Source organism: Massilibacteroides sp., from assembly GCF_028705895.1.
Lineage (GTDB): Bacteria > Bacteroidota > Bacteroidia > Bacteroidales > Tannerellaceae > Massilibacteroides.
This window is the reverse complement of the sequence record NZ_JAQWCQ010000076.1, coordinates 1-12,079: the sequence shown is the minus strand read 5'-3', so window position 1 is coordinate 12,079 and position 12,079 is coordinate 1. Positions and strand designations below refer to the sequence as shown.

The 12,079-nt window shown below is 35.7% G+C and carries 7 protein-coding genes; all 7 read right to left on the bottom strand.

Features of this window, described 5'->3' with window-relative positions:
• Positions 1-234: 234 nt before the first annotated feature.
• The 7 genes from PHT93_RS14140 to PHT93_RS14110 all read right to left on the bottom strand — a co-directional run bounded on the left by PHT93_RS14140 (position 235) and on the right by PHT93_RS14110 (position 11,669).
• A complete protein-coding gene (locus PHT93_RS14140; protein ID WP_300244198.1) occupies positions 235-1,506 on the bottom strand; it encodes a phosphatase PAP2 family protein in 1,272 nt (423 codons plus the stop codon).
• A 135-nt stretch (positions 1,507-1,641) separates the two neighbouring features.
• Positions 1,642-4,422: a hypothetical protein gene (locus tag PHT93_RS14135; protein WP_300244196.1), complete on the bottom strand. Its 2,781-nt coding sequence runs from the start codon at positions 4,420-4,422 to the stop codon at positions 1,642-1,644.
• A gap of 15 nt (positions 4,423-4,437) precedes the next feature.
• Complete coding sequence (locus PHT93_RS14130) at positions 4,438-7,209, bottom strand: hypothetical protein (RefSeq protein ID WP_300244194.1); 2,772 nt, start codon at positions 7,207-7,209, stop codon at positions 4,438-4,440.
• Positions 7,210-7,244: 35 nt separating this feature from the next.
• Positions 7,245-8,219: a FimB/Mfa2 family fimbrial subunit gene (locus tag PHT93_RS14125; RefSeq protein WP_300244192.1), complete on the bottom strand. Its 975-nt coding sequence runs from the start codon at positions 8,217-8,219 to the stop codon at positions 7,245-7,247.
• Between the two features lie 286 nt (positions 8,220-8,505).
• Positions 8,506-9,918: an Mfa1 family fimbria major subunit gene (locus PHT93_RS14120; RefSeq protein WP_300244190.1), complete on the bottom strand. Its 1,413-nt coding sequence runs from the start codon at positions 9,916-9,918 to the stop codon at positions 8,506-8,508.
• Between the two features lie 76 nt (positions 9,919-9,994).
• Positions 9,995-11,038, bottom strand: coding sequence for a DUF3868 domain-containing protein (locus PHT93_RS14115; protein WP_300244188.1), 1,044 nt, complete (start codon positions 11,036-11,038; stop codon positions 9,995-9,997).
• Positions 11,039-11,066: 28 nt separating this feature from the next.
• Positions 11,067-11,669: a DUF3575 domain-containing protein gene (locus PHT93_RS14110; protein WP_300244186.1), complete on the bottom strand. Its 603-nt coding sequence runs from the start codon at positions 11,667-11,669 to the stop codon at positions 11,067-11,069.
• Between the last annotated feature and the right edge of the window lie 410 nt (positions 11,670-12,079).

The following is a 12,079-nucleotide window of genomic DNA, read 5'->3' as shown; positions in this document are numbered from 1 at the left end:
AAAAATAACATTATTGACATTTTTAAAGCGTCAAAACCAGTTGATAGAAAATATTATCAAAAAAGCAAAAAAGATTGCATCACTGCAACCTTTCTTGTTTAGTATAGCTCAGATATCACATCTAAGATATACCTTCTACTTTATTATTTTATTTAACACGATTGTAAATATAAATAAAACTAAAATTGTAATATTAAGGTTATAAGCTTTGATTTTCTTGTCCTTCAAAACCATTCAATTAACAAAAACCGAGAATCTGACACCTATGGATAAGCTGCTCAATGTGGCAGAAGCCTTTTCATGGATATAATCAAGTTGATTACCGAATGTTTTTGAAGATGGGCTTACTATAAATGTTGGTTTCGAATATTTGTAATCCGAAAAGAGAGAAAGTCCTATTTCTGAGGTCATCATTGCTGTCAAACTAATACCACCTCCTCCTACCATATTCGGACGCACATGGTATTCTATGAAAGGTAAGAGAACGTTCTCGTAAGCTAAAGTTTTTTTTTCTGTTATTATTCCATGTAGATTTACATGCCCATTGATCCCTAACATTATTCCTGCAATTAGTTTTGCTTGTAAGAGAAAAAGAGAGCCTAGCCTTTTGGTATATTGAGGTCCTCCTGTTAGATATAAGAAACCTGCCGATTCTGTTTCTTGGCTGATATTAGTTAATCTTGTTCCTGATAAATCTAAATCGCCTCTTGTCCATTCCTGATTTGGAAAAGGGTAATTGCCGAAGACAATATCTCCCACTATTCCCCAACGCTTATTAAAATAATAAGCACCTTCTAAAGCACTCTCTATACCCATAGAAGAAATTGTTTTGCCACTCAGATCCACACTATAGCTTAAACGAGTAGAAAAATAAGATGGTTTGTCTATTTCCTGATTCATATCTAATTTAGAAAAATAGTCTCCTTTATTTTTATAAATTCCGTCAATAATCGAATAAGATAACTCTGTTGAAAGGATTCCTAATGCTGCTCCTGCTAGAATATCAGATATCCAATGTCTGTTATTAAGACTTCTAGAAACTCCGACATACGAACTAGATGCATATCCTGCAATACTATACCAAGGGTTAATATGACCATATTCTTTATGGAGAAACGTCGCATTCATAAAAGCTGTAGCAGTATGTCCCGATGGAAAGGAATTCTGTGTTGTTCCGTCAGGTCGCATAACTTTTGATGTATATTTGATAGAGTTAACAAAAGCACCCATGATCAACATACTCCCTCCCCAGTTTAGCGCTTGCCTCTTCCAGCTATTTAGTCCTTTTTTCCCTCCTAAATTAAGTCCCGCCACACCTAATGCCGGAGCATATTGCAAATAATCATCTAAATGATTACTAAAATCCGGCACATAACGGTTACGTACAGCTCTCAAATTTTCACGTTCACCCCAGACAAAAAAAGATGAGGCCAATAAAAAAGAAGGGGCTATTGTTTGCCTTAACCATTTTTTATGCAAGAAATAATGAGGTTGAATCTTTTTCACCTGAAAAGAATCTTGAGCTAAAAAAACAGTATTTTTTAACAACCTGTCTCTTTTTTTTGAAGGGCTACAATTCCCCTCCAAAGTAAACAAGAGATAAAAGAACAAGAAAAAGGAACTAAATCTATACATAATCTGTTAGGGAAATTTTTTGTCAGTACCTGAATAATCAATGCCATTCATTTCAGACCAATCCACAGCCCATGCCAGTATATTGCCAAATATTTGTGAGTTATAAACAATAGAACTCATGTTTACTGTATAATTTACCCGAGGAATGGGGCTATATGTTTCATCAATCGCAAAAGGACAATAAACATAGCTACCTTGGTATGCTTCACCAATATAACGTTGTGGGTTTGAAATAAAACCACCTTCTCCAATAAAGAAGAATGGCTTAGTTGCATGACGGAACATATTGATATATCCATCTGTACGAGAGGAGTATATAATCGACTCAGAATCAGAAAGATTTAAAAACCCTTGCATTTCATGTCCATCAGCTCCCCATTGCTTTCCTCTCATGTCTCCAAAGGGGCCATTCACAATCATGTCATTTTCATCTCCGCTGAGTGTAAATAGCTGGTCACTCCCTATTGATTGATTCGTACCTATCACACCAGTTCCCATAATCTTCTGCACCATAGAGTTTATACTAGACATATCCGGATAGTATTCATTACACATGATGAAAACACCTCCTGCGTCAACAAAATCAGACAAAAGTTGAATAGCATCACCTCCGGAGGAGTTGTAATTTATAGCCTGCCCTGTCAGGATTATTTCAGGCTTAAATGTATTCAGTTTATTTTTAAGATAATTATAGTCAATAATTTCTCCAAACATCCCTTTCTCGACAGTCATTACGTCAATAGTAAAGGCATTTCCATATTGATTTTCCTCAATAGTTACTATACTATTCGGATCAACTCCAAAATTAACACTTGCGTCAACAAAAGCTCTTGATGCGGTATTGGGTTCTAACATATAGCCATAACGGTAAGCGGCATTTGCTCCAATCGTCAAAATTCGTTTGGTTTTATAACCGATAATAATGCGTGCGGAACAATACTCGTTATTTACCGTATTCTTGACTATTGTCACATTAAACGGTTTAAAAACATCTGTTCCGTCTTCATTTACAGGTGTACCATAGCCTTCTAACTTTATGGTGTATTCAAACTTTCCATTTCCTAACGGCGTTGCATCAGCACGGTTGAATGTTCCTGAGCCCAAAAAGTATATTCCATTTTTCTCCAACGTTTTTATTTCATAAGTCTCCCCGTTAAGAAAACCTTGTGTCTTAACTTTTACCTCAATGTAGTTGGAATAGTTCAACGATACGTTTTCTCGATATTTTCCGTTCACTTTTACGGATTCACAATCTATCGTATAATTTAAATTAAATCCTTTTTGTTTTACTGTAATATTAAGCTCCAGATTCTCAACAATCAGTCTGATTGTGTCTGTACGCAACTCATTTGCTGTCGTGTTATCGGATAGAGGAGTGAATTTGATCGTTTTATTGACATAGTCAATCGTTTGGTTAAAATAAGAGCTGGACGATGTGCCCGTAGAAGCCCATAGAGTGGTAAATTCGTTCCCTGCAGTACCATCTAAAGCCAGATTAGTTTGATAAGAAACAGTATAACTATTCTCTGTCAAATCACCTTGTATTCTTGCCTCTAGCCAAATCGTGTTTTCTTCTACACTCAAAAAATAATGTCCTTGTACGTAAAAACCAAGAGGTATCTGATTCCATTCTACAATATTTAATTTCATTGGTGAACTAATTGAATGGAGAGCTTGTTCCGGTGTCTCAAAACCAGGACCGTTGACTGTTTTTATATCGAACACATATTGATGATTTCTGAGAATCGGACGGTATGAACTGACTGTTCCATTATTATAAGTGGCAAAATCAGCTCTGTAATAGGTGACTTCTGTTGTATTTGTCGTACCGTAATAACCGCCTATTACAAGGCAAGGTACATTGTCCATATCAGATTGCGAATCAATAAGATTTGATTCGGGAACGTATATTTCACGAATATAACTGTTCCCAGCCGCTGGTAAGGTATATAGAAGAGGATCAGAATCTGCATTTTCCAGTGTTCCAACGGCTGTCCCTGATCCTGTATTGTAATTGGCGGAAGCAGGGATAGAAGGCATGATTATTTCGTTACCGGACATGTTATCTTCTGAAGAGGCGGCATATGCCTGGCTTTTTGTGCGATATACCCGGATATCCTTGATCTTGAAATGATCTAAACCATATACAGATTCTTTATCTGTTTCTTTTTGATCATATTCTGCTCCAGATACAGGATCAGGATTGTTAAACTTATACAAGAGCCCTATATCTACTCTGGCTAATGCCCGGTGAAGGAGGATGTTTGCTGAACGGTTATTTGTAATCGTTATTAATTCGCTTAACTCTCCCCACATCGGGATTGGAGCCGGATTGGAATTGGACGCATTCCACTTTCCCAGACAACTAAATGTAAACTGCTGAAGCACGGATTCTTTATTGCTTCCTTCAGTAATTGTCTCTGGTTCTACATTTGCTAAAACGACGAGGCGGTATTGCTTACTTCCTTCACTAACGGGAACTTGTAGGGTGATATTAGGCAAGTTTTTATTTGTTATGTCAGCTTGATAGCTAAAGACTTCAGCATTTCCGCTTTTTTCAAAAACCAATACCTGAATCTTTGTGTCATCAATTCCTGATTCCTGAGCTGTACTCATCGAACGTGTGCTGTTTGATGTTAGTCCCGGAACATTCAGACATAACTCTACCAATACTTTATCATTACTTATATTATCGGAGACCGTGTACTCATCACTACAACTGACAAACGGGATAATCAGTGTCAAGACAAAGGATCCTATGACTGATTTTATATATTTTTTATCCATAATTATCCTCCGTATTTATTGTATAGTACCAATGTAACTATCTCGCTTGGCTTTCAGGCTTTGCGATTTCTTTACTGCCCATGCCATGACATTACAGAAAGTTGCAGAATTATAGACAGGCCAATGTGAACTCTCTGTGACTCCATATACAGGCTTTTGCACCGGAAATTTTGTCGTCGTATCCCAATAGAAGGGACAAATTGTATTTGAAACTAAATTTATCCCATCGACTCCACTATAACCGGAAGACATAAATCCTCCATCTCCAAACCAAACGATATTACGTTGGCTGGATTCGTATTTATAGGCAACTACACGATCGGAAGACGGAAAAGTAGTTATTCTTGACAGATTTTGACGGTATGAATATATGGTGACATTTGGATCGGATACCGGGAAATTATATAATGCGGCTGTTAGACTCGCGTCTTCTCCCCACTGTTTATCTCTTACGTCACCAAAAGGTCCGTTTAATATAGGGTCTCCTTCGAATTCCCTGAGTACTGTGTTTCTCTCTTCCTGGTCCGGCTTTAATGAAGGGTGTGCAGGGAAAGGATATACAGACCCTACCGCACCGCCATCCGTTGCGTCAAGCCTTTCGGCCAGAATATTTGAAAATCCGAACAGATGTTGGGCCAGAAACTGAGAACCGCCCTGATCTTCCACAAAAGCCACCAAAACTCCCCCTTTATCAAGATAGTCTATTAGTAATTCAGCTGTTAGAGTGGCGAATACCGCAGGGTAAGAAATGTACACAAGATCGGCTATTTTACCATTATTGCCAATGCCTGTGACCCATTTATAGGGCTCACTGGATATACTTGGTGCAAAATCATAAATATATGATGTTATATAATTAATATCTCCAATTTTTATAATACTATTATCGTCAGAGCCAAAATTTCGTTTGTTATTAAATACCTGGCCTGCTCCTCCGTTCAAGCGGGATATTGAGTATCCATGCAGATTGTTTATATCGCCCAATACCAGAATATTCATAGGTTCATCTACTGGCGTAATTGTTGCTTCACAATAAGAACCTGAACTGCTGTTTGTTTTTATTCTCAATTTGAAAGGTCCTTCTTCCGGATCATAGTTCAGAGTTCCACTACCCGATAAAAGGACTATCTCAGTCAAAGAATTAAATGTTCCTGTTGCGCTAAATCTAATGCCATGATCTCCCCCTAAATCTTCTGTCTCCAAAACATATTTCCGTCCGAGTATTGTGCTATCTTCTGCATTAATCTGGACTCTGATACGATGAGATGCATCAAGTGCTTCCCCATGTGTATATGTCCCAAACACTTTAATAAAAGAGCAATTCAATGTGTATTTGAAATTTACATATTGTTGCTCAACAAGTATAGACATAGAGAATAAACCAGCTTTAACAAAAAGAGTATCTGTAAGAATTTGATTTGTCGTATTTTCTGTTTTTGTAGTAACAACAAAACGTTTTGAATCGACAAAATGAGCATGTATCTTAAAAGGGGAAGCATCTCCTTTTTTCCATTCTAATATAACAGTAGAGTCGCTGGGTAAATTTGTCTGATAGAATATCGCTTTGCTTGATTGGGATGAATCAGGACCTAACAAGATACTATTCTGCTCTAATCCGAAATAATATTTGCCTTGAACTTCCAGAGCAGTCATTTGTTCATCCCATGAAATCAAGTCATAATTAATATTTTCTATCGTAGAATTTGATTGCAGCGCTACTTCAGGAGTTGTAAATCCTGGTCCTCTTACGGTATTGATATTAAACACATAACGGTAATTTCTTAATACAGGTAGATAAGTTCTGCTCCCCGTACTTTCATCTTCTGTCGCAAAGTCAAGGCGGTAATAAGTCATCGAAGAACTTCCTTTATAATAGCCTCCGATAACCAGACAATGCATGTTATCATTGTTTGGAAAATTGGGGACATCTGCTTCAGGAATGTATATTTCCCGAATATATTGATCCGCTCCTCCATCTTCTGCGATTTGATAACTCAACGGGACATTATCCTCGTACCGATTTGCGTTTTGTGGAATATAGGGTTGATTATAGTTATTCATTGAACTGTTAAGAGGTGCAACATAACCTTGGTTATAGGTTCGATATACTTTGATTACTTTAAGCTTAAAGTAATCGAGTCCGGTTGTCGTTTCATTTAGCTCTCCGTTGTCTGAAACAAAGTTAATTCCAACATCAATCCGAGCCAGTGCTCTATATAAATTTACCATTGGGGAAGTCATAGAGTCTGTAACTGTCAGCACATCAGATTCTCCCCACATTGGGAATGGTGTATAGTTCGCATCATCTGCGCTCCATTTACCAGAAACAGTGTAAGTTAATACTTGGAGTACATCTTCTTTAAGTGTGGTACCCGCCGTTAAAGTCATTGAAGATATATCTTGATTAGCAATCAAGACCATGCGGTATTGTGCACCGGATTGACTTTTCTCCAATTTTACAGTAATCATTGCTTTTGTTCCATCCTGCGTGTCATATTCTATATTTCCACTTATAGGAGCTTTGTACGCATATGTCTCTACGCCTGAAGTAACCTTGAATACGAGAATATTCAACTTGCTTAGCTGTACCATCCTCTCCGCCTTATCATCCATTGATTTAGTTGACAAATCACTCATATTGGCGGATTGAAGATCCGGAAGATTCATCAGTATCTTTGTATAATAATCTACTTTTTCCGAATTCGGATTTGTTCCGGCAGGAATTTCATCCTGTACACAAGAAAACAGCATGCACAGTATTAATGGTATATAAAAAAACTTTGCCATTTCAGAACCTCTTAATCATTATTAAAAATAACATATCACATACCGATGGACAGATTGTTAATCACCCATCCGTTTATGATAATAGTTGCTTGCATCCATGTTCCCTGGCTTAAGAATAGCGTAATTGAATATTCGTCCTGGCGATCAAGATATTCTTGCAAATCCCAGTTTTTATGACTTTCCATGCTTATTAAAGAGAAAAACCAAGGCAGGTTTACACTAACTATTTCCTCTTGCGTTTTTTTTGACGTTATCTGTAAACGTATATTATCAACATTCTGTTCACGAATCTGCATGCGCGAAACATTTATCTCAGCCACAGCTGCTTGTTGAAGTTCATTCGGGCTTAGTATCTCCGAAGGTCTGGGTGTAACATTTGCAGCGTAATAAGGTTGATAAGAAATAGGTTCGTCCCTTAGAAGGCTATAATCATATCTCAGATGTCCGTTACCAATATTATCTACGATATTTATATTAAAATTGTTAATATCAAGTCCTTCATTTTCTGTTGAAGGCAAAAGAACAATTCGTATCTTGTTATTTACTTTTTTAAGCGGTATTTCAATATGTTGGCTACTCAAACCTCCATTTATGCTTACGTCGGTTGCGCCTATAAGCAGATTATTTAATTCCTTGTTCTGTATTCCGGAATTTCTTCTCACATAATAGCTAAGGTCATCTAAAACAGATGCACCAACAATCAAATCCGGAATTTTAAAATCAGCGTCATCTTCTTTTAGCTTATTACTTTGTGCCCAGGCGACAAATTTATACTCACCTACCTTAGGGTCAGGTATTATCATCTTGTAATCATTTGTAAAATTCATCTCACCACTAGCTTCTTTCCATACAAGCGTTCCATTCTGATCGAACATGTAAAGAGTAACCTTATTCACTTGCTCCGCAAAAGCATTAGAAGATAAGATATTGTAGCTATAATCAAACCCAACACTAACCTCTCCACAATCATCTCTCTTCTCATCTATACATGAGAAAAATATAACTGTCATTAGCGAAATGAACAATAGTGAAGATGTTTTTTTGTTATTATTCCGGTTCATAGCGAATACTTCTTAGTTTTATCTTTTATATATATCCCTGTTAGCTTTGAGCATAGTCTTATAATCATTTAGAGAGTGGTATCCTCTTTATGAATTTTGTGTATTATCATCGTTTAGAGGTTTACCAAACCTATATTTGTTTTTTATAAATAAATCAATAATTCTACTACCATATAGCAAGTATTAAAAGGTTCAAAGAATGGGGTAGTCCCCCATTCTTTCTGTACAGAAATTATTAAAAATCAATTGAAATATTATTTAAAATCCAGGGATTAACAGTCACAGTTACTTCAATATAAGCCTGATCTAAATCGATAGGAGGATTCGTTGGATCTTCAGGATCTCCAGGGTTTGTCGGCTTATTAGGATCTACAGGGTCAATACTACCACCGGGAACGTCATCTCCAATACCCGCAATAGAATTAACCTTTAGATTATAGATCGAATTACGCATAACTGCATAGTAGTTCATACTATTATATTGATGAGCGGTATTCGGGTCTTTTATAAAATAGGTATAATACATGATACCATCTTCATAAGCCTGGATGCCATAACCTCTTAATTCTGGAAGAGTTGTAGGAAGAGTCACAGAACTAAAGTCAGCCAATGCCTGAATTTCTGCCAGAGTCTCATAAACCACACCTTTGTAAGCATAGAATGTGCCAACATTTGATCCGGATTTTTTAGCTTGAACTTTGTAAATCACAGCAGTAGTTTCACCTCTTCCTGAGGTTAATTTACTTGTCAGATTAATAATCTCAGGGCTGTTTTCAGTTGTATAAATAGTGTCGAATTTAAAGTTTGTACTTTTGAGATCTGTTACTTTTACAATAGAATCTGTTACAGTCCCGTCATAATCCAATTTTGTGTATTCACCGATATGGTTGAAGAAATTAGTAGAAATATTATCAGAGTTTGGAGTATACAGCGTTAATGGAGTTGTCAAAACATTATTTGCGTTCCATTTTTGAAGAAGATTGAATTGTTTGTTAATATTTAACGGTGCGAAACCTAATACTTCTACGCCGTCAATAAAACTAGTAGTGGTAGCTGAATTAATCGCTGTAAGCGTAGGATTAGTTGTTAAATAATCCGTTTTGTCTACGATTTTAGTAGCTACACGATCTACCGCTATTGCAGCAGTGGCTGGATTAGACAGTGTGTTAGCTTGTGTAATCGTAACATTCGGAGCAACGTCTGTATTACTGTTAAAGGCATTGACCATGAAAAATTTGCCAGCTTTATAACCTGAAGTAACATCACTCACGCTGCTTGCTGTCTCAACAATTGTATTGATATCATCACCTGCATTTACTGTAATCGGAGAGTTCACAAGAGCATAAACGTCGTAAGTTCCAAGATTTACTTTAAATTTATCAGTTGTACCATTAGTAATTGTTGGAATTTCAACGTATTGAACAATCCCTGAGGCATTTGTAAGTACAACTGTCACATCATCAATCTTGCTTTCCTGAGGTTCTCCTACTTCAGTAGGAGAGCCCGAAGTTCTTGTTTGCGGAGCAGTAATTTGTAACGACAAATAACCTTCGACATTTCTTGTCAGATCAGTATCTTTCTGATCATCACTACACGCAGAAAGCGCTACTGCAGCTAAACCTGCTAAAAATAAATTCTTAATTTTCATAATTCGTAAAAAATAAAATGATTTGTAAATAAATTTTCAAAATCTTTTTTTGTTTAATTCAATTTTTAATGCTAATCTATTCTTCTGTTTGATATATAATTTTGTATTCTGTTTTTCTCAATTTAGGATAAAAATCTTCTTTTAAAATCTTATAAACATTTCCCCTGTCAAGTCGCATCAAGCTCTGTTTCCGTTCGTCAAAGGATGAAACAGAACCGAGTATATTCAAAACCTCCTGTTTTTGTATTAAATAGCTTTCTTCCACCATTTTACTAAGCCCTTCCCAATCTTCGGCAACATTGTAAATCAGAATCTGTGAAGGGGATAGATTTAGTTTGTAAAAAGTATTAATATATTGTGATAAAGTTTGTGCTCGCTCGCGTGAGAGTCGATCATTAATAACATATGGGCCATCTGGAGAAGCGTAACCAATAATTATCAGTCCGGTAATTTTTGAGTCAGGGTTTTTGATAATATCGTTTATTAGTTCTCCGATTTTACTTAATTCATAACTATTTGATCCGAAATCAAGATTTATCGCAGACTTTCCTATAGGGTAATCGATATAAGCTACTCCTTCTTTTTGGAGAACCTGTTTAACTTCCGGTTCTGATTCTATTACAACTTCTGGTATCGGTTCTGTTATAATCAGACGTCCTAACTCCAGAACAGTTTCAGAAACTGACTCTCCACACCCCCAAACCGTTTGTTTTGCATATAAAACAGAACCGCTCATCCATTCTTTATAGGATATTTTTTCATGAAAAACAATATTTCTTCTTGTTATAACATTTGTGGCATAAACCTCTTTTGGGAGCTTCATTTCTTGATCCTTATAATTCAGAGCAACCCAACGCTTAAATGTGTTTTTACGAGATTTACCATTAATAACGACAGGTTCAAAATAGACTACACTATCCTCCTTTTCCAAAAATGGGGCTATGAATACAGATTCGCAGTTGGAAAGAATCTTCGTATTCATCTCTATTTTATATTTCAGCAGAACAGACTGATTCACTTTCTCTAACTGATCTATGAGAATATTGATGCCTTCGTGTCGTTGAGCAATAATACTCGAGGTGCTCATGACTATAGCGATAGTAATCCTTATATATCTCATCGTAAATATAAAATTAAAAGATGATTTGTTACTTAATAATATAAATCAGCGACAAGCCCAGTTTGGTAGGACCAACATAAGATCTGTTTTTTTGATATAATTCATTCCCGCATTTTGAACAAGCGTAAGCCGAATAATCAAGATAAGCATATCCTAAACCTATCGTTGCTTCCAGATTCCATCTCGGCGATAAATACCATTGATAGCCATAACTAATTCCTGCTCCATATAAATCACCTTGATAACGCGTGTTTTCCAGTTTTTGTTTGGATAAAAACGATAGCTTAACACCTCCTACATTATAATGTGCATACATCATTTGTAATCCAAAAAAATGTCCGTTGAATGGCTCGCAGAGCCAATAACGTAATTCCGGTTGGATCATGAAGTGTTTAAACTTTTTGTTATCGGAAAATGTCCAAGGATTGTAATTAGCAGAAATATCCAGTGAAAGTTTTTCCTGTACTTTAAATTCAGTTCCTAAATTAAAACTAGTTGTTGCATTATAAAGAAAGTTTGTCTTTACTGTCCAAATCGAAGATGAATAAGGGAAGCTACTTACATTTTCCTGTTTTTGCGAATAAATGTTATAAACAGAAAAAAGAAATATTAAAAAAAATCTCCATCTCATTTCATAACTTTTTTAATGTTAAAATAAATATCGAAATTCTCTTTGCAAAACTATCTAAAAACCAGATGATCCCACCTTTACTATGGTTCGATGTCAATTTATATTATATGTAAAAAGTTGTAATAATATGATATATATATATATATGGTTTTACAGGAACAATATTATATTAGTTTAATATCATTATTAATTTCAACTATTGCATACATGTTGTATATCAAAAAAAACTAATATAATAATTTTACAATTAGCATTAAGTTGCTTATAATTAAGAATATAATATATATATAATACTAACATTTTACTTTACACACTGTTAAAATAAGACTAAAATGATTGTGATCCTTTTATTTTGAGATTGAAAAAAATCCGGTAAATCAGGTTTTATCTACTCAAACAATCTAAAAAAT

What these genes read in the sequence shown, in the direction of transcription:
- PHT93_RS14135 (WP_300244196.1), bottom strand. Translation starts at nt 4,422, where the DNA reads ATGGATAAAAAATATATAAAATCAGTCATAGGATCCTTTGTCTTGACA.
- PHT93_RS14130 (WP_300244194.1), bottom strand. Translation starts at nt 7,209, where the DNA reads ATGGCAAAGTTTTTTTATATACCATTAATACTGTGCATGCTGTTTTCT.
- PHT93_RS14125 (WP_300244192.1), bottom strand. Translation starts at nt 8,219, where the DNA reads ATGACAGTTATATTTTTCTCATGTATAGATGAGAAGAGAGATGATTGT.
- PHT93_RS14120 (WP_300244190.1), bottom strand. Translation starts at nt 9,918, where the DNA reads ATGAAAATTAAGAATTTATTTTTAGCAGGTTTAGCTGCAGTAGCGCTT.
- PHT93_RS14115 (WP_300244188.1), bottom strand. Translation starts at nt 11,038, where the DNA reads ATGAGATATATAAGGATTACTATCGCTATAGTCATGAGCACCTCGAGT.
- PHT93_RS14110 (WP_300244186.1), bottom strand. Translation starts at nt 11,669, where the DNA reads ATGAGATGGAGATTTTTTTTAATATTTCTTTTTTCTGTTTATAACATT.